Origin of the sequence: Embleya sp. NPDC059237 (assembly GCF_042754105.1) — a bacterium.
In the GTDB taxonomy this organism is placed as follows: domain Bacteria; phylum Actinomycetota; class Actinomycetes; order Streptomycetales; family Streptomycetaceae; genus Embleya.
Genome location: NZ_JBHZAE010000013.1, coordinates 23088 through 42674, shown reverse-complemented (window position 1 = coordinate 42674; position 19587 = coordinate 23088). Strand labels below are relative to the sequence as shown.

Below are 19587 nucleotides of genomic sequence, written 5' to 3'. Positions count from 1 at the left end.
GCGGGCGGGGTGACCGAGGCCGGGCACGGGCGCCTCGTGCTCGTGCCCGGCCCGTTCCACGTCGGAGGAGCACTCGGGCGGACGAGCCGTGTCCGGTCACAGTTCCGCGAGCGCGGCGATCTTGGTGTCCTCGCGGGTGAACGCGATCTCGTCGACCGGGTTGCCCCGGGTCGCCGCAGTGTGGGACACGAGGGCTTGGAGCACGCACACCTCGACGAGGGCACGCTGGGGTCCGGTCAGACCCGTCGGGACGGTCACCGATACCGCCCCTGGGGGGACCACGCCGGTGCCGTCGGTGACCGTGAGTACCGCCGTCGGTTTCTCCAGGAGCTGGCGCGCCAACGCGAGTTCGCGGGCGTCGCCGATCACCAGATGGGCGGTGTCGGCGCCGGCCGAGTCCATCGGACCGTGCAGGTACGACCGGGTCCCGTACGCCGTCGCCGGCACCAACGGGCCCTCCCGGAGCAGCAGCGCCACCGCCTCCGCCGTGGTCTGCTGCGCCGCGGAGGCGACCACGTCGACCGACCCCGACGCCAACGCGCCGGCCGCGAAGTCGGCGAGCACCGCGTCGTTGGCCGATACCGCCTCCTCGATCAGATCGGGCAACCGCCGCCAGCCGTCGTCGATCCGCCCCGTCGCCGCCTCGTCCGCGAGCATGCCCAGCGCCGCGTAGGTGACCACGAAACCCACCGTGGACACCCGGCTGTCGGGGAACCCGCCGAGGGTCAGCGCCGCACCCGCCGCCTCGCGCAGTGGCCCGGTCTCGGCGTTGGTCACCGCCAACGTGCCCACGCCCGCCGCGCGGAAACGGGTCACCAGATCCGCCGTCTCCCGACTGCGCCCGCTCTGCGACAACGCGACCACCAGTTCCACGTCGCCGATCGCGACGGGGTGGTCCGAACAGTCCGTCCGGGCCACGTCCAGACCGGCCGCGCGCAACGCGTACAGCGGGGAGGCCAACGCCGCGTGGCTGGCGCCGATGCCCGCGAGCAACACCCGCGGCCGACCCGCAGGCCACAGGTGGGTCCGGCCCGGCATCGCGGCCACCACCTCGCGCAGCGCCGCGACCTCGGCCCGCCGTCCCTCCTCGTACCCGTATCCGTACATCGGGGCCGCGCTCACGCACCCGCCTCCGTTCCCGACGGCGTGCCCGACTTCGACCGGGGGCGCCAAGCGCGCCGCGCCACCGCCGGCACGTAGTCGCCGAGATCCACCGGGAACCGCACCACGGTCTGCGTCTCCGCCGCGTAGTAGGCGGCCATCAGCAACTCGGTCACCTCGACCCCGCTGTCCAGCGATTCGAGCGGTTGCTCGCCGCGGGCGAACATCCCGGAGATGTGGGTGTTCTCCGCCGTGTAGCCGTACGCCGCGGGTTCGTCGGCGATCACCGGCATCAGGCCCTGCTCGGCGTTCTGCTTCTCCACCATGTCCTCGCCGCTCGCCTGTTCCAGGTTCCGCGAGAAGAACACGGTCGCGTCGCCGCTCAACGAGTTCGCGCTCATCGAGTACTCGGGGCCCAACAACTCGAAGGACAACCGCATGCCCGCGCCCACGTAACCCCAGGAGGTCATGGCCTCGACGACGACCGGCTCGTCGTCGCCGTTGACGAACGTGTACGTGGCGTTGGCGTAGTCCTCCGACGGCGTGTCGCGATAGTCCTGCACGCCGGGGAACTCCCGCTCCAGGCGCGCCGCGTACCGCTCCCGCCCCCAGCGCAGCGAGGCGATCGTCGCGGTCACCGATACCGGTCGCAACCACTGCGACGGCGCCATGCCCGGCGGGGTGAGCAGGAAACGACCGGCCTCCAACGAGTGGCACATCAGGTCGTTGAGCACGCCGCCGCCCTGGGCCTCGCCGTCCCAGAACCACGCCGAGTGCGGACCGGAGTGCTCCTCGGTGCAGCGGGCCAGGTACGGCGTGCCCGAGTGTCGCGCGCCGCGGGTCCACATCAGTTCGCGGGCCCGGGTCAGGCGTGGCGCGTACACCTGGTTCTCCAGGTACGCGTGCGGGATGCCCGCCTCGCGCACCAGGTCGGCGACCTGTCGCGCCTCGGCGATGTTGCGGCCCAGCGGCTTCTCGACCGCGATGCCCCGCAGGCGGGCGCGGCCGGAGGCGACCTCGTCGCAGATGGCCCGCACCACCTCGACGCGGGTGTGGTTGGGGGTGAGCACCCAGACCGCGTCCACCCGTTCGTCGCGGACGAGGGCGGCGATGTCGTCGTAGGCGGTGACGTCCACGCCGACCCGCAGGTCCTCGGCGTAGGCGGCGAGTTCGCGGGCTCGGTCCAGGGTGCGGGACTGGGTGGCCACGATGTCGCTGCCGCGGATCGCCTGCCAGGAGCGTACGTGGAAGTGGGCGATGAAGCCGGAACCGATGATGCCGATCCCGAGCGGTCGCGCGTGCTTGTCGTTCACGTCGTGTTTGCCGTTCAAGAGGTGTCCTTGCCTGTTCGGGCGTGCGGGTGTGTCCGGGGGAGTGCGTGCGGGCGTGGGTCGTGCGGGCGCGGGCAGTGCGGGGCGCTCAGCCCTTGACGCCCGTGAGGGTGATGCCCTGCACGAAGGTGCGTTGGGCGAAGAAGAAGACGACGACCACGGGGAGGGTGGCCAGCGTGGTGACCGCCATGATCACGCCCCAGTCCGTGCTGTGGGAGCCGTGGAAGGAGGCGAGGCCGTAGGCGATGGGCCAGTTGTCGGGGTTCTCCGAGGTGTAGAGCAGCGGCCCGTAGTAGTCGTTCCAGCACTGGAAGAACATGAAGATCGAGGCCGCGGCGATGCCGGGTTTGGCCATCGGCACCATGATCCGCAGGAGGATGCCCCACTCGCCGTTGCCGTCCATCCGGGCCGCGTCGATGTACTCCTTGGGGATGGAGAGGAAGAACTGGCGCAGCAGGAAGATGGAGAACGCGCTGCCGAACAGGTGCGGCAGGATCAGCGGCCAGAACGTGCCGACGACCCGGAAGTGTGCCCACACCGCGTACAACGGCACCTGGGTCACCTGCGGCGGCAACAACATCGCGACGATCACCACGAAGAACGCGACGCCGGAGAAGCGGAACCTGACCTTGGCCAGCACGTAGGCCACCGGCACCGAGGAGACGAGCATGAGCAGCGTCGAGGTACCCGCGTACAGCAGGGAGTTGGCGAACCAACGACCCAGCGGCGCGGTGTCGAACGCCTTCGTGTAATTGGACCATTCGAACGGGTTCGGCCACAACGCGCCGGTGAGGGTCTGGTTCCCGCCCATGAAGGACGTGAGCACCACGAACACCACGGGCACGAGGAAGACGAAGGCCAGGGCCAGCAGCAGCGCGTGCTCGGCCACATAGGAGAGCGCTCTCTTGGTGGGCACGACCGCTCACGCTCCCTTCTGTTGGAACATGCCGGCTCGGCGGAGCAGGACCGCGATGACGGCCGCCGCCACCACGAACAGCACGACCGCCATGGCCGCCGCGTAGCCGAGTTGGAAACTGTTGAAGCCCTGGACGTACATCCACTGGGTGTAGGTGAGCAGGGAGTCGTTGGGGTAGCCGAGGAGGCGGTCGGGACCCGCGTCGATACCGGTCTTGCCGTTGGCGACGCTGGAGGCGACGGCGGCCTCGGTGAAGTACTGGAGCGCGGCGATCACGCCGGTGACGGCGGAGAACAGCAGGACGGGGGAGATGTTCGGCAGGGTGATGAACCGGAACTTCTGCCGGGCGCTCGCGCCGTCCAGTTCCGCCGCCTCGTACTGGTCCTTGGGCACGTCGAGCAGCGCGGCCAGGAAGATGACCATGACGTCGCCCATCATCCAGACGCCGAGCAGGAGCAGCGAGGGTTTGGACAACGACGGGTCGTTGAACCACAACGGTCCGTCGATCCCGAACTTGCGCAGCAGCGTGTTGATCGGCCCGGTTCCGGGGTTGAACAGGAACACGAAGCCGACGACGGAGGCCACCGGCGGGACGAGCGCCGGCAGGTAGAAGAGGGTGCGCCAGAATCCGGCGGCCCGCTTGCGTCGGGTCAGCAGCAGTGCGATGCCCAGCGAGGACGCCATCCGTACGGGCACCAGGATCACCACGAACCACAGGGTGTTGCGGGCGGCGCCGCCCACGCGGGGGTCCTGGGTGAACAGGTAGTCGTAGTTGCGCAGGCCGATCCACTTCGGCGAGCCCACCAGGTCGTAGTTGGTGAACGAGTAGTAGAGGTTGGCGCACAGCGGATACAGGAAGAACGCCACCAGGCCGATCAGGGGCAGGATCACCATCGATCCGATGGACGACCGCGAGCGCAGTGTGCGGCGCCGGCCGGCCCGTTTCGTGTGTGCCTCGGGGGTGTTCGGGATGTGGTGGGCCGCGGCTCGGGCACGCGGGACGGTCGCGATCGGGTTCGCGTCGGGCATGGTCACTTCGCCCGCCGCAGGCCGAGCGCGTTGTCGATGTCGGTGTCGACCTTCTCCAGTCGGCGTCTCAGGTTTCCGCCGGAGCCCCGCTGGTAGTCGGTCCAGAAGTCGTCCATGGTGGCGGTGAGGGTGGAGCCGATCTCGGTGACCGGGCTGGTGTTGCCGGCCGGGTGGGCGGACGCCTCGATGAAGGTCCGGTACTGCGGTGACGCCTGGAGGGCGGGCGAGGCGACGGCGCTCTTGAGGGTGGGGATGTTCTTGAGGCCGTTGGCGAGCTTGACCGCGGCGTCGGTGTCCGTGGTCATGTACTTCACCAGCGCCCAGGCCGCCTCCTTGTTGCCGGAGCGTTTGGCCACGCCGATGTCCGCGGCGGAGACGAATCCGCCGCCGTACTCCTGTCCGCTGCCGGCGAGGACGGGGAAGGGGGCGGTGCCGTACTCGAGGTGGGGGGCCTGTTCCTCGATGAACGCGACACGCCACTCGCCGTCCAGGGTCATCGCGACGCGCCCGTTCTGGAAGGGGTTGTTCGCCGACCACTCGTCACCGAGGCCGGCGGTGAAGGTCTTGAGCTTGTCGTAGCCGATCTTGCGGACGAAGTCGTGCTGCCAGGCGATGAGTTCGGCCCATTGCGGAGAGTCGGCGACGGCGGAGTCGCCGTCCTTGGTCCAGGTCACCCCGGCGGTGCCGCCGAGGGTGGCGGAGGTGTTTTGTTGGAAGCCGATCAGCGGGTTGAAGCCGAGGGTCCCGATCGACCCGTCGCTCTTGTAGGTGGTGAGTTTCAGCGCCATGTCCTCCAGTTCGCGGAGGGTGCGCGGCGGGGTGGTGTAGCCGGCCTCGGCCAGCAGTCGTGTGTTGTAGTACAGGCCGTAGACGTCGGACGTGGTCGGCAGCGAGCAGCGACGCCCTTCGAACGCGGTGGCCTGGGCGAAGATGCCCTGGAAGGCGTCGTCGGGGACGCCGTCCCGGCGCATGTAGGGCGCGAGGTCCGACATGGTCTTGCAGGCGGTGCCGAGCGTGGCGTTGACGTTGGTGAGCATCACGTCGACGTCGCCGCCGGAGGAGACCACCTGGGTGATCTTGGTGTCCTGCTGTCCGGCGTGCACCCGGACCCTGACGTCCGGGTGGCGCTTTTCGAAGTCGTCGACGATCGACGCGACGACCTTGGCCTCGCGGCCGTTGTAGTGGTGCCACAGTTGCACGGTGCCGGACAGGTGGGTCGGCGCCGCGGTGGCGACCGGACCGTCCTCGGCGACGGCGCAACCGGAGAGAGCGAGTGTGGCGCCGGCCGCGAGCGCGATGAGCAGCGCGCCGGCGCGGCGCAGGGGTCGTGGGGGTGGGATGGGATTCGCCGATGTCATCGCGAAGCCTTCCTGTGGGAGAGCACGACGTGTCGTGGTGCGGGTCCTCCGTGGGGATGCCGGTCCCGCGGCGCGGCGACGGCGGGATGCCCGAGGCGTCGGCGGGGCGGGGACGGCCGGTGGTGGGTGAGGCGACCGTGGGGTGCGGTCGACGGCGTGGCGTCGGCCGTGATGGTGATGTGCGCGGTCGACGACGTGGGGTCGACCGGTGTCGTGGGGCCGGCCGCGCGCGGGTGCGGCCGGCGGCGTGGGGTCAGCCGATGTCGCGCGGCTTGGCCGCGATGACGTGTGAGCGGTTCTCGTCCTCGTCCGAGCCGACGGCACGGGCGAGCAACGTCTCGCGGACCCGGTCGTGCAGGGTGTGTCGGGCGCCGCCGAGCACGGCGTCGTCCGAGACCCGGGTGACGTGCACCGTGGGGTCCCATCGGGTGTGATCGCCAATCGCCCGTCGGGTCAGTTCGGCCAGTCGGGATCCGCCGGCCCGGCCGACCGGGCCGCCGAGGATCACCAGGCTGGGGTCGATCACGCCGAGCACCGGGATGACGCTCTGTGCCAGCCGGGGGGCGTAGATCTCCAGCACCCGTTCTGGCAACGGTTCGCCGGCGAGCACTCGTTCGAACGTGTGCCCGCCCGCGCCGGCCTCGCGGCCGATGCGGTCGAGGGCTTGGGCGCCGAGGAGCCCTTCGAGGTCGTCGGCCTCGGTCTCCGGGTCGAACACGCCGCGTGGGACCGGCAGGTTGCCGATCTCGCCCGCTCCGCCGGAGGCGCCGCGCAGGACGGTGCCCGCGACGTCGACCGCGAGGCCGATGCCGTATCCGATCCACAACAACGCGAAGGTGTCCTCGGGCGCGAGGCCGGCGGCGCGGCGTTCGGCCACGGCCGCGAGGTTGACGTCGTTGTCGACGTGTACCTCGCAGCCCAGCGCCTGCTCCAGTTGTCGCCGGATGCTTCGGCGCGACCATCCGGGCAACCCCTGTACCGAACTGAGTTCGTCGGAGCGGGGGTCGACGCTGCTGGGTACGCCCACGCAGACGTGGCGGATCGCGGACAGGCCCACGCCCGCGGCCCGGCCGGCCGCCAGTACGGCGCGGGCCACGTCGCGCGCCGCGCCGCGTTCGGCGGGCAGTGCGGCGACCGCCTCGTGGGCGATCGGATACTCGGTGCCCTTGATGTCGACCAGCACGGACCGTACGGCCTGCTGGTCGACGTTGACGGCGATTCCGTAGACGAGGTCGTCGCGCACGCCGTAGAGCGCGGCGCTGGGGCCTCGGCCGATGGACTCCTCGCCGACGACCTCGATCAGGCCCTTGTCCGCGAGGCGGCCGACCATCTGGGTGGCGGTCGGACGGGACAGTCCGCTGAGTTCGCCGACGCCGTTGCGGCTCAACGGCCCGTGGTCGAGCAGGAGTCGCATGGCCGTCGCGGCGTTCTGATCGCCGAGCCACGACGGGGTTCCCTTGACGGCCATGGGCTCCTCCTCGACTCCCGGGTGGATCCGGTGTGGCTCCCGGGTTGACCCCGAGTTGATCCCGGGTTGATGACGCCAGGAATGTATCAGGAAGTTTCTTTCAAGAAATAGGCCGAGCAAGCCGTGACTCATTCGTTATCGATCGGGGGTGAAATGCCCTATTCAGCCTGCTCATTCGGATCGAAACGGCAACTCTCTGGTGCGGTGGCGGATCGAAGGCTAGTATCCCGAAAGAAAGTTTCCGGTTATGGAAGTGAGGTCGGGATGGCCAACGTCCTGCGGGTGGGGATCCTCGGCAGCGGCGGCATCGCCACCGCCCCCTACGGCGTACTGCCCAACATCCACCACTACGCGGGGCGGGTGGAGGTGGTCGCGATAGCCGACCCCGACCTCGCCCTGGCCCGCGCCACGGCCACCCGCTTCGGCGTCCCGGTCGCCCACGGATCGCTGAAGGCGATGCTCGACGACACCGACCTCGACGCCGTCGTCAACCTCACCCCGATCCCGGTACACGCCGAGACCTCCCGCCTGATCCTCGCCCGGGGCAAACACCTCGCCGTCGAGAAGCCGCTCGCCGCCACCCTCGCCGAGGCCGACGAACTCATCGCGATGGCCCACGAACGGGACCTGGCCCTCGTGTGCGCCCCACCCGACCTGCTCCACGAGCCCTACGCGCGCGCCGCGACACTCGTGCGCGACGGTGCCATCGGCCGCGTCGCCTTCGCCCGGGTTCGCAGCTCACACGCCGGACCCGGCGGCGGCCCGCACGGCTGGCAGTCCGATCCGAGCTGGTTCTACCGCGAGGGCTCCGGCCCACTGCTCGACATGGGCGTGTACGGCATCCACCAGATCACCGGCATCCTGGGACCGGCCCTGCGGGTCGCCGCGTTCGCCGGCGTCACCGACGCCGTGCGCACCGTCCGCGGCGGACCCTTCGAGGGCCTGGAGATGCCGGTGACCGCCGCGGACAACTGCCTGTTCATGCTCGACTTCGGCGACTCCGCCTACGCCGTGGTCGACGGCACCTTCAACGTGCACGCCTCCCGCAGCCCCAAGCTGGAGATCTTCGGCCGCCAAGGCGTGCTGAGCGTGCTCCGCCCCGACGGCCCCGACCTGGAGCTGTACCGCACCGGCATCGCCCCGGGAGTGGACGGCTGGGTGCAACCCACCGAGCCGCTCGCCCGCGACACCCTGCGCCACACCTACGGCCGCGCCCTGCTCGTCGGCCACCTCGCCGACGTCGTACTCGACGGGGCCACGCCCGTCCTGACCGCCGAACACGCGCGCCACGCACTGGAAATCATGACCGCGGTGACGGTGTCGGCGCGCGAACGGCGGTTCGTGGACCTGACCACGACGTTCCGGCCGCCGTACGCCTCCTGACGGCGACGCCCTCCCGCCCGGCGTCCGCCCCCATCGACGCCTCGCGACGCCCCGAGCCCACGTCCCACCCAGCCCGAAGGAAGCATCACCATGCCCACGGCCACCCCCGCCCCGCTTCGGATCGGCGTCATCGGTCTCGACCACTGGTACGCGGCCATCCCCTTCGCCCTCCGCGTCGCGGCCGAACCCGGCGTACGACTGCGCGCCCTCGTCGACCGCGACCCCGACCGCGTCGCCCACGTCGCGGGTCTCACCGGCTGCGAACGCACCTCCACCGACCCGGCGTTCATCCTCGAAGACGCCGAGATCGACGCGATCGCGTGCTTCACCAGCGTCGACCGCAACCCCGACCTCGTCGTGGCCGCGGCCCGCGCCGGCAAACACATCGTGTCCGTCAAACCCCTCGCCACCAACCTCGCGGACGCCGACCGCGTGGTCGAGGAGGTCGAACGCGCCGGCGTCGTCTTCGTACCCAGCGAATCCCGCCACACCTCCCCCCTGGCCCGACGTCTGTCCGGCCTCGTGGACTCCGGACGACTCGGCGAACTCCGTTCCGGCACCTTCGCCATGCACAGCACACTGCCCGCCGCCTGGCCCGGAGCCGGCGAACCCGGCTGGTGGGCGGATCCCGCACGCACCGCCGGCGGCGCCTGGATCGACCACGCCGTCTACCAGATCGACCGCATCACCGCGCTGTTCCGCTCACCGGTCGCCGCGATCACCGGCACCACGGCCAACCTCGTCCACCGCGAACTGCCCCTGGAGGACTACGGACACGCCGTTCTCACCCTGGAAAGCGGCGCCGTGGTCACCGTGGAGGACACCTGGATCAGCCCCGCCGGCGCGTCCTCGACCCGCGCGCACATCGTCGGCTCCCGCGGCGCCGTGTTCCACTCCACCGCCACCGAAAGCCTGGGCGTGGCCGAGGAGGGCGGCGCGTGGACCGTCGAAACGCTGCCCCCGGACCCCTCCGACACCCTCGACGCGCTGCTCGCCGCCGTCAACGACGCAGTCGCCCCCGGCTCGACCGTCCGCATCGCCCGGCAGACGCTCGCCACCTGCCTCGCGTTCTACGACGCGGCCCGCGGCGCCCGCTGACCTCCTCGAAGACCGCGCCGACACCCGGCCGGTCGTCACGACGCACACGCACGGGAGTGCCGGCACACGTGGAAACTCAGTACATCGTCGGCGTCGACGCGGGCGGGACCAAGACCCGGCTGCGACTCGCCACCTTGCAGGGCGACACGCTCGAAGACGTCACCCACCCGGCGGGCGACTGGACCAATCTCGACAGCCGAGGCAAGGCCGTCGCACTCGGCGCGTCGATCCGCGCGCTCACCCGCAGTCCACCGATCGCGGTCGGGATCGGCGCACACGGCTGCGACTCGGACACCGAGTGCGCCGAACTGCGCACCGCGATGGAGGCCGAACTCGCCGTCCCGGTCCGGGTGGTCAACGACGCCTTCCTGCTCGAGGCGGCGGTGCCGGCCGGCGGCCCGGCCGCCGGGCTCGTCGTCGGCACCGGCTCGATCGCCGTTGCCCGCGACACCTTTGGCGGATCGTTGTACGCGGGCGGCTGGGGCTGGCTGGTCGGCGACCCGGGATCGGCGTGGGGGACGGTACGCGACGCGGTCGGCGCGCTCACCCGGGCCCACGACCGCGCGCGCACCGACGACCCGTTGCTGCCGGCACTGCTCGCGCACACGGGCGCCCGCTCGCTGCGCGACGTCGTGGGCACGATGCAGAGCACCCCACCCCGCTCCTGGGCCCGCTGGGCCCCCACGGTCTTCGACGCGGCGGAAGCGGGCTCACCCGCCGCCCGCACCGCCGTGCTCACCGGCGCGGACGACCTGACCACCCTCGTCGGGCACCTGGTCGCGCGCGGAGCCGACATCACGCGCGTGGTCGCCGGGGGAAGCGTGATCGTCGGCCGACCCCCGCTGGCCGAAGCCCTTCGGGACCGGCTGCGGGAGCGGTTGGGACTACCGCTGACGGTGTACACCGGGGAGCCGGTGGCGGGCGCGGTACGCATGGCAGCACCGCCGGAGCCGCCCGGCACCCCGCCCCGGACGAACACCCCTCGATACCCCGCCCCCGGCGCCCCCGCCGGCGGCCGACGGACCACGCGATGACCCCCGGCCACCGCACAGGGCGTGCGGCGCGCGACGCCGACCGGAGCGGATTCCTCCGGACCGTCGACGCCATCGGCATCGACGCACGTGCCCGCCGCCATCACCGCGCAGCGCCGGCGGTCGGTACGCGGACACACCCGGGGCTTGCGCTGCGTCGTTCGCATTCGTGTTCGTGTTCGTGTTCGTGTTCCGGTACACGACACTCTTTGCCGCGCGGGCCGGACGGAGACGGCCCGGCCGTCCGGAGGGTCGGTGCCGCCCGGACCCGAGTGATTATCGGCCGCCCACCGTAGCGAGGGTTGGCTCGGTGCCGCCTGCGGTCGCCATCCCCGTCGCGAGGTCCTCGGTGAGCAGGCGCCGCGCGATGGAGTCGAGGGCACGGCGGACGTCGGGCGTGCCGGGCCGGCCTTCAACGCGTTCGACGTGCTCGGCGAGCCACTCGAGCGCGGCCTCCTGGACTTTCCGCACCTCGACACCTCCGCTCTCTGTCGGCGTGTAGACGCCGCTTTCCTCGGTGAGGTATCCGCCATGCACAGCACTGTCGAAGGCCGGGCGAAGGACTTCGTCCGGCATTCTGCGCTGCTCCGCGATAGTGGTGAGCCGCGCCACGCCGAGCACGCCGATATAGAGGTCCGTCTGCATCAGCGCCCAGGCCGCAGCCGGCGGAACGCGGGTGCCGGAGCGTTCCAGCACCTGACGGGCAGAGCTTTGGGTGACGCCCTTGAGCAGAACGGAGACCGCGCGTTCCAGCACCGCGAGGGATTCGTCGGTGGTCGGCGTGCCCAGTCCGCCGTCCACATCGCGCGAGCCCGCCCGCGCCGTATCTCGCAGGGGTACTTCCTTGAGGAACAGCGACACGGCGAAGCCGACGAGTACGACCGGCACCGTCCAGCGGAAGACCGTATCCATGACGGACGCGTAGGCGTCGATGATCGGGGTGGCGGCGACCGTCGGCAGCCGGTGCAGCGAGGCCGGATCGCCGACGGCCGGGGCCAACTCCTGCGGTGTCGCGGCTCCGGTCGCGGTTGCCCGCGCGACTGCCGACTCCAGTGCGGGGCCGAGCTTGTTGGCGTAGATCGTCCCGAATACCGCGGCGCCGAACGAGCTGCCAAGCGTGCGCATGAACGTCACACCCGAGGTGGCGGTGCCCAAGTCCTTGTAGGCGACGGTGTTTTGGACCGCGATCGTGAGCACCTGCATGCTCAGGCCGAGTCCGGCTCCGAGGACCAGGAGGTAGAGCGAGTCCAGCCATGGGCTGGTGCCGCGATGCATGAGGGAGAGCAGGTAGAGGCCGAGCGCGGTCACGAGCGAGCCCGCGATCGGGAACCGCCGGTACTTGCCGGTCTTGCCGACGACGTTGCCGCTGTACGTGGAGGTGACCAGCAGGCCGGCGACCATGGGCAGTGTCCGCACGCCCGAGAACGTGGCGGACTCCCCGTCCACGTACTGCATGTAGGACGGCAGATACGTCATCGCTCCGAGCATCGCGAAACCGACGACGAACGACAGCACCGAGCAGACCGTGAAGACCGAGTTCCGGAACAGGTACATCGGCAGCATCGGCTCGGCGGCCCTGGTCTCGACCCGGCAGAACAGCGCGAGGGCGGCGGCCCCGCCCGCGAACAGGCCGATGATCGTGGGCGAGGTCCAAGCGTACTCGTTGCCGCCCCAACTCGTGGCGAGGATCAGCGCCGACGACCCGACGGCCACGAGGGCAATGCCGAGGTAGTCCACCTTCCGACGCCCGCCGGCGCCGAGCGAGGGCACGTACCGCACGGCGAGCAGGACGACGACCACAGCGATGGGAACGTTGACGTAGAAGCACCACCGCCACGACCAATGGTCCGTGAAGAAGCCGCCGAGGAGCGGCCCGAGCACGGTGGCCGCGCCGAACACGCCGCCGAGGGCGCCTTGGTACCTGCCCCGGTCACGCAGCGGGATCACATCGGCGATGAGGGCCATGGCGGTCACCTGGAGACCGCCGCCGCCGATGCCCTGCACGCCGCGGAACAGGATCAGCATGATCATGCTCTGGGAAAGCCCGCTGAAGAATGATCCGCCGATGAAGACCACGACGGACGCTGTGAAGACGATCTTGCGGCCGAACAGGTCGCCGAACTTGCCGACGAGTACGGTCGAGATAGTCGACGCGAGCATGTACGAGGTGACGACCCACGACATGTGCGTGCCGCCGCCGAGGTCCGCGACGATGGTGGGCAACGCAGCGCCGACGATCGTCTGGTCCAGGGCCGCCAGCAGCATTCCCGCAGCGATCGCCACGAAGATGATGTTGCGCCGGCGGGGATCCAGCAACGAGGGCTCGCCTGTCGGCACCGCGGCGGGCTCATCCGACAAGATCGAGGCAGACATGACCGAATAATCACATTCTGTAGCCGATGTTCCACTCGCGGACACGCCGCTGAGTTCGTCGTGCCGTTCACCGGCTGGATGACTGCGGTGGCTGCCGTCTCCGATACCCGCGCCGCCGCCGTCGCGTGCGGCGTCGCCGATCCGGTCGGGCGCCTGCGCCGCTCTATGCGCGTCCGGCCCGGCGTCCCGACACCGGGCGCAACCGGTACCCGAACCCCAGCCGCAGCGTCTTTTGCGCCGACTCGCTGAACACTTCGCGGTTCCACAAGACCGGCTGCTGCTGTCCCGCGGCACCGAAGAAGCCATAGGTCCGGTTGCGCGCAATCCGCACCGCGGGCCGGGCCGGTGTGCCGGTCGACACTCCGACTTCGCCATGTACGAGACGGAGGCACGAAACACGGTGCCCGCATCCACCGTGATCCCCTGAGCGTCGAAGACGGCTACCGGATCGACATCGACGCCGCGCTACGCACCGCGGGCCAAGACCCGGCCTTGCAACTGCCACGCCCAAGCGAGCATCGGTCGACTGCGGACCGAACGCGCGCGCCCGGGACGAGTGGTAGACGAGGTCGCCTGTCTTGGCCGTTCGTGTCGTTCCTGATCGGTCTCCTTTCCGAGGGCTGCCTCGGCGGGTGAGGCCGGGAACGCCCGGTCGGCAGGTCCCGGCCGCGGTTGAGCCGAACCGGTGTCGCTGACGCGGCGGTTCCTGCGGCACCTCTCGGATTCCTGTCGGGTTTTCCTGTCGGGTCGTGAGACGCGGAACGCTGCGAATCCCGGAGGGACACCGCGGCCGACGTCCCGGACCGCTATCGCGACGACGTCGAGCCCCATGCCTCGGTCCACATCCACTACTACGACGTCGGCATCCTCGAAGGGCCGAAGGACGCGAACAGCGCCTCGAGGACCGGGTCCCTCGATCCCGAACTCCTCCTTGTCCATGGCCGATTCGAAGGATTCGGATGGACCGGTCACACGGCACTCGAACCACTGGTGCCAGGGAGGACACGGTCAGGGAGCGCGGTGGAGTTTGCACAGGCGACCTTCGTCGGGGTCGCCGAGCCACTGCCACAGCACCGGCTTCGCATGCGTACCGCCGGACGTGAACGACGTGAGGTCCCGGTCCTGTGCGATCGTCGACCGAATCTCGGCGGAGCCCGTCCCGGGTACGGGGAACGTCCAAGTGCCGGATCCCGTGCGCGGAGTCAGGTCGAAGACCTCGATCGAGGACGCTCCCCGGTAGTCGCCGCACAACGCCGATGCCTGGAAGGTGCCGTCCTTGTTCAAGGTGAGCGACCCGCCGTCTCCGTCCCGCCAGGTACCGACCGCTTCGTTCCTGTCGATGCGTAGGTCGCCTGGTGTTCCGTTGCCCCAGATCAGGGACGACGCGATGCCGACGGCGCACAGCAGTACGAACCCGAAGAGCGGCACACTGCAGCCGAGGCGGGGGAGGTGGCCGCCCCTCGACGCCGATGGCAACACCGTGCTGTTCGTCTCCCGCGCCGGATCCGGCGCCACGATCCTCTGTCGGATCCGTCTGGGCGCCCCAGGGCCGCCCCGGTCGACGTCGCCGACGCGTCCGTCCTCGTGATCACCGGCGACCTTCGCGTCCACGTGGTCGCCGCGCAATGACACCGGCCCCACCTCGTTCGCCAGGCCGGTGAGCCGTCCGCGGTGACGCGGGGGTGGTCGGGGCGGCACCGATCCCACACTCCGGCCCGACCCCCGGCGCGCCGGGTGGGTGCGGTTCGCGCGGGTGCGTCCGGGCTCCGGAATCGGTGCGGGGCGAACGAGCATCGGGTGCGGGTCCGGGTCTTGCGCGTCAGTGGGGCGTGGTGGCCGGCGGCGTGGTGCGGATGGTGTCGATCATGACGCGGATGGCGGGGATCACCGGTTGGTGGTCGGCCGTCGAGGATGCCGCCCCGGTCCTGCACGCCCTCGGGCGCGGCGAGGAGGCGATCGCGATGACGCGCGCGCACGCCGAGGGCGGCGACAGGCACGTCGTGGACGGCGGTCGCGTCGGAGTCTGTGCCGAAAGCTTCGGGGCGGGTCCGGCCCAGGTGGGTCCGCCGGCCCCGCGTTCGGGACACGGCCGAGCGGCGTGTCCGCCGTGGCGGGCGACGCCACCGCGGCGAACACGCCTCGGCGTCGACCGCCCGGCCCGGGAGGTCCGCGGTCCGGGGCGCGTCGGCACCGCCGGTTCAGCGGCCGGATGCGGTCGCGCGGTTGGGTGCGGCCGGGCGTGTCCGCAGTGGTCGGGACGGTGGACGTACGGTCGGTCGCGCCGAGTTGCCAGTGGTAGGCGTCCAGGCACGCGGCGTACGGTGGGGCGTCGTCGGCGCGGTGGTCGGGGAAGTCGCGCGCGCCGACCGTGCCGGTCGCGGTGTCGTCTGCGGGCGGGCCGACCGCGGCGCCGCACAGCGTGGTGCGTTCGGCGCGTGCGGCGATGTGCCGGGTCCTGGCGGCGGCGGGCTCGGCATGGGTACCGGGTCGCATCTGGTGCGCGGCCGTTTCGCGGGGGCTCATCGCAGGCCTGCGCGGCGGCCGCAGGTAGGCCAGGCGCCGGGGCCCTGGTTGGCGAGGACTTTCTCGGCGATGCGGATCTGTTCGGCCTTCGAGGCGTGGTGGGGCATGCCCTTGCCGCCGTGGGCGCGCCATGTGGGGAGGGTGAACTGCAGACCGCCGTAATGGCCGTTGCCGGTGTTGATGGACCAGTTGCCGCCGCTCTCGCACCGCGCGACTTTGTCCCAGGTGGCGACGCTCGCGGCCTGGGCCGGGCCCGCGAGTACGGCACCCAGGGCGATCGCGGCTACGGGGAGGGCGAGTACCGCGTCGAGAGCGGCGAACCCGCGCAGGCGTCGGGTGCGGCCGGCGCCGTGGTGAGCGTTGCCGCTGCAAAGAACGAGGCGGGAAACGTGGCGGGGAAACATGCGCATTCCTCTCGGAATTCCCGAGGGGCGATACGGCGGCACCTGCCCGAAGGCAGGTGCCGCACCGGGCGCCAGAACATCCGCGCGCCGTGCGGCGCGGGTATTTGGGCAATCGCTGGGTCCGCGTCCTGCCAAGGCGCGGATCTCGGCTCGAAGAACAGGCCGGGAAACCCACGGGGTGCGACGTGCACATGGACGAGACAAAAGCAAATCAAACCGGCGATTTCAACAACATTTTGGGTTCACGCAGGTCAACCTGCCCATTCCGGGCGTGTTCTGCTGATTTACAAACTTATATACTCTTATATGCCGCAGTGCGTTCGGACAAATTACGGCACATCGTCAATAAAATTCGATCATCTAAGGTGCCGACGCGGCGGGCGGCCGGCCGAGCAGGCGCGGTCAAACGAAACGCCCTATAGCGGGGCGGGACTCGGAAAGTCGGTGGTGGGGAGGTTGGGGAAGCGGTGTGCGCGGCCCCGACGTCCGCGACCGGGGTTGCCCGTTGCCAGTCCAAGAGGGCCCGGGCCCGTACCGCGCCGGAACGTCCCGCCACGGGGGCACCGGTCCGCAACCGCCACAACACCCCGTCGATCACCTGCCGACGATCGCGCCACGGCCGACCACGACCATCGTTCGGCTGCTTGGCCGATCCCCAGCGAGCGCCGCTCGCTCCCGCGTCTGATTCTTCCCATATGAGACGTTATCTTTCATTCGCGGGCGTGGTGCTGGCCGCCGGGCTGTCCACGTCGGTTGTGTTCCCGGCCGCCGCTCCGTCGGCCGCCGCCCCCACTGCGCGGCAGGCTCCGCAGACCTTCACCTTCACCGGGGCACCTGAACAGGTCACGGTCCCCGACAACGTGTGCACGGTGACCGTGGACGCATTCGGGGCCGCCGGAGGCGACGGCCAGTACGGCGTGGTGGGCGGCCGGGGGGCGGAGGTGTCGGCGTCGTTCGGCGTGACGCCCGGAGAGGTCCTCACGGTGAACGTGGGCGGCGCCGGGCACTCCGGAGACGACAGCGACCCGGCACGTGCCCAAGGCGGCTACAACGGGGGTGGCCTGGGCGGCGCCTACATCGCGAACGGCCAGATTTCCGGTATCGCCGCGGGCGGCGGCGGGGGCCGGACCACGGTTGGCAACGGTATGACAGTCCTGGTCGTGGCGGGTGGCGGCGGAGGAGGCGGCGCGTCGTTCTTCGCCACCGCCATCGGCGGCGGGAACGCCGGCAAGGCGGGCGAGCCGGGTCAGGGGCTCCCCGGGGACGACGAGGGCAGGCCCGGCAGGCCCGGCGGCGAGGGCGGGCAGGGCGGCGTCAACGCACCCCACACCGACCCCAACGGCGAGAACGGCGGCCCGGCCGTCGGACCGGTCGGAGGCGCGGGCGGGAACAGCATCCTCGACCCCCACGGCGGCGCGGGCGGCGGCGGAGGCGCGGGAGCCACCGGCGGCGGTGGCGGGGCCGCGTCCCCCACCGCCTACAACAGCGGCGCGGGCGGCGGCGGAGGCTCCAGCAGCGGCCCCGCGAGCGCCGTGTTCACCACCGGAGCCCGTCAGGGCAACGGCGAGGTCACCCTCACCTGGGTACCCTGCGTCGGCGTCACCGGCAAGGTGACAGTCCTCAAGCGGGATGCCGACACCCAAGCCCCGCTGGCGGGTGCCACCTTCCAACTCTGGGAGGAGACCAACGACACCCCCGGACTCCAGACCACCGGCATCAACCCCGACACCGCCATCGGCGAGCCCTGCGTCACCGGCACCGACGGCACCTGCACCCGCAACGTCCCCGTCGGCACCTACTACTGGGAAGAGACCCGCGCCCCGGCCGGCTACCTCCTCCCCGACGACCGCGTCTTCGGCCCGCTCGTCCTGACCACCGCCAACGCCGCCACCGGCGTCGACGTCACCGCCGACAACACCGCGAAACCGACCGAGCCGAAACCGCCCTGCCACGACCACCCCGACGACACCACGAAGCCGACCCAGCCGAAACCACCCTGCCACGACCACCCCGACGACCACGGCACACCCGAACCTTCCACCCACGGCGGCTGCGCCTGCTGACCGCGACCCACACACCCACTCGCGGAGCGCGAGGCAGCGGCAAGGCGCCGTCCACCCTCACGCTCCGCGAACTCACGCACAACCGCGACCTTGTCGACGGCCGTCTGCCCGACGCGGGCAGGGTCGGCTACGAGCCCGAGTAGCCGTGCCTCACCGAACACCCGCGGCAACACGATGTCCGACAACGGCGTCGGCGGCGCGCACATCGAACTGCCGCAACCGATACCGAACTTGGCCGACGTCCTGGTGACCTCGACGGATCTCACGGATCCCGTGATCGGGATCCAGGCCCGCACGAACTCCCTTGCTGCGACGGCCTGCATGGAGTGTGGTGCACCGAGCGAGTGGAGCCACAGCCGCTACGTGCGTCATCTCGCCGATATCGCAGTCGGGGAGCGCCTACCAGCGAGCCGACCAACACGTGATCGACCGGGCGGCCGTCGAGATCGGCGTCGGGCGCCATGTCGAACCCGGCGTGCGCGTGGGCCCGTTCCGTCCCGGCCCTCTCACCGTCCATCGGAACCTTCCTCGCGGTCGGCCTCACACGAGGTCGCGAATATGAAAGCGGCCCGCGGTGACCCCCGGCCGGACGCGGGGAAGGCGCCGACCGCACAGGTGGTCGACGCCTTCCCGTTGCCGGACTCCGGGGGGGGGGGGGGGGGGGGGACAGCCCGCGCAACACGCCACGAGGCGAATGTGTGGACCCCGCGAAAAGGGCACCGACCCACCCTGCCGGCAACCCCGCCCGCCGCAGGCCCGGTTCACTCGAACGAGACGCACCCATCCCGCACACCGACCCGGCCGACCCGGCCCGACCCGGACCGCACGCACATGCGCCGGTGCACGGAATCCCCGACGAGAACACCCCACGCCCGGCCGAACGGACCCCGGCCCGCCACCCGCGATGGACCGTCGACGTCGACACCCCGAAACACGGCGGCAACGCCCGCCACACCATGCAGCGCAATGACCAACTCACCACGAAGGACCCGGCCTTGGCTCGACGGCCCGGAGGGCGGCACGCACCTCTGGCCGACCGATTCGGGATCCGGATCTCTGTCGGGCGGACCGGGCAGTTCCGGGGACAGCGCACTCACCGGAGTCGTTTCCCGCACCCTCAGGGCCGACCCCGGCCCGGCCGGGCCGCCACCCACCACGATGTCTTCGGGGCTCATCGATGGCCCGCACGACACCCGAGGGCCGCACGGCCGGACGCCGCATTTCTCCGGCGCTCGCCTCGCCTGTCACAAGTAGACGGCCTGCACGGTCACTTGGATGAAACCGGCACGCGGACCGTCGTCTCGCCGATCGGAGGAGAGTTCGAGTTCGTCCCCGAGAACCGCGGTTACGACTGGCAGACGAATGACGCGACCAACACATCCCCGCGCTCGCCGGCCGCCCTTCCCCGTCGACTGGAGCATGGATCAAGCAGTGATGACATCGAAAACTCGGCGGCGCCGTTATCCGCGCCGTGCGGTCGCGCTTTGCCTGGGTGCCCTGGCGCTTTCG

Annotated in this window: 13 protein-coding genes and 1 pseudogene; 4 read left to right on the top strand and 10 right to left on the bottom strand. The window is 70.9% G+C overall.

What is annotated here, in order from left to right; genetic code table 11:
* Nucleotides 1-96 precede the first annotated feature (96 nt).
* From ACFXKZ_RS34040 to ACFXKZ_RS34015, 6 genes are all read right to left on the bottom strand, one after another.
* Nucleotides 97-1122, bottom strand: coding sequence for an SIS domain-containing protein (locus ACFXKZ_RS34040; RefSeq protein WP_380005671.1), 1026 nt, complete (start codon nt 1120-1122; stop codon nt 97-99).
* On the bottom strand, nt 1119-2432 hold the full coding sequence (locus ACFXKZ_RS34035) for a Gfo/Idh/MocA family protein (RefSeq protein WP_380005669.1): 1314 nt from the start codon (nt 2430-2432) through the stop codon (nt 1119-1121). Before ACFXKZ_RS34035 ends, ACFXKZ_RS34040 begins: the two co-directional genes overlap by 4 nt.
* 88 nt (nt 2433-2520) lie before the next feature.
* Complete coding sequence (locus ACFXKZ_RS34030; protein WP_126638144.1) at nt 2521-3348, bottom strand: carbohydrate ABC transporter permease; 828 nt, start codon at nt 3346-3348, stop codon at nt 2521-2523.
* A gap of 6 nt (nt 3349-3354) precedes the next feature.
* On the bottom strand, nt 3355-4242 hold the full coding sequence (locus ACFXKZ_RS34025) for a carbohydrate ABC transporter permease (RefSeq protein ID WP_126638274.1): 888 nt from the start codon (nt 4240-4242) through the stop codon (nt 3355-3357).
* A 137-nt stretch (nt 4243-4379) separates the two neighbouring features.
* A complete protein-coding gene (locus tag ACFXKZ_RS34020) occupies nt 4380-5735 on the bottom strand; it encodes an extracellular solute-binding protein (protein WP_380005667.1) in 1356 nt (451 codons plus the stop codon).
* Between the two features lie 253 nt (nt 5736-5988).
* Nucleotides 5989-7203, bottom strand: coding sequence for an ROK family protein (locus ACFXKZ_RS34015; RefSeq protein ID WP_380005665.1), 1215 nt, complete (start codon nt 7201-7203; stop codon nt 5989-5991).
* 264 nt (nt 7204-7467) lie between these two features.
* Here ACFXKZ_RS34015 and ACFXKZ_RS34010 point away from each other — a divergent pair, with 264 nt between their 5' ends.
* The 3 genes from ACFXKZ_RS34010 to ACFXKZ_RS34000 all read left to right on the top strand — a co-directional run bounded on the left by ACFXKZ_RS34010 (nt 7468) and on the right by ACFXKZ_RS34000 (nt 10718).
* The gene (locus ACFXKZ_RS34010; protein ID WP_380005663.1) at nt 7468-8586 is read left to right on the top strand and encodes a Gfo/Idh/MocA family protein; all 1119 of its coding nucleotides are present in this window, start codon (nt 7468-7470) and stop codon (nt 8584-8586) included.
* A gap of 90 nt (nt 8587-8676) precedes the next feature.
* The gene (locus ACFXKZ_RS34005; protein ID WP_380005661.1) at nt 8677-9684 is read left to right on the top strand and encodes a Gfo/Idh/MocA family protein; all 1008 of its coding nucleotides are present in this window, start codon (nt 8677-8679) and stop codon (nt 9682-9684) included.
* Between the two features lie 68 nt (nt 9685-9752).
* Entirely contained in the window at nt 9753-10718 is a 966-nt protein-coding gene (locus ACFXKZ_RS34000) for an N-acetylglucosamine kinase (protein ID WP_380005659.1), read from the top strand.
* Between the two features lie 273 nt (nt 10719-10991).
* Here ACFXKZ_RS34000 and ACFXKZ_RS33995 read toward each other — a convergent pair whose 3' ends face one another.
* The 4 genes and pseudogenes from ACFXKZ_RS33995 to ACFXKZ_RS33980 form a co-directional block, all read right to left on the bottom strand.
* Nucleotides 10992-13088 carry an MDR family MFS transporter gene (locus ACFXKZ_RS33995; protein WP_380005657.1) on the bottom strand — a complete coding sequence of 699 codons (2097 nt, stop codon included), beginning with the start codon at nt 13086-13088 and terminating at the stop codon, nt 10992-10994.
* Nucleotides 13089-14096: 1008 nt separating this feature from the next.
* Entirely contained in the window at nt 14097-14720 is a 624-nt protein-coding gene (locus tag ACFXKZ_RS33990; RefSeq protein WP_380005655.1) for a hypothetical protein, read from the bottom strand.
* A gap of 887 nt (nt 14721-15607) precedes the next feature.
* Complete coding sequence (locus ACFXKZ_RS33985; RefSeq protein ID WP_380005653.1) at nt 15608-16015, bottom strand: transglycosylase family protein; 408 nt, start codon at nt 16013-16015, stop codon at nt 15608-15610.
* Between the two features lie 525 nt (nt 16016-16540).
* Nucleotides 16541-16649, bottom strand: a pseudogene (locus tag ACFXKZ_RS33980) (transposase); the annotation flags it as partial.
* 61 nt (nt 16650-16710) lie between these two features.
* Here ACFXKZ_RS33980 and ACFXKZ_RS33975 point away from each other — a divergent pair.
* Entirely contained in the window at nt 16711-18078 is a 1368-nt protein-coding gene (locus ACFXKZ_RS33975; RefSeq protein ID WP_380005651.1) for a prealbumin-like fold domain-containing protein, read from the top strand.
* Nucleotides 18079-19587 lie beyond the last annotated feature (1509 nt).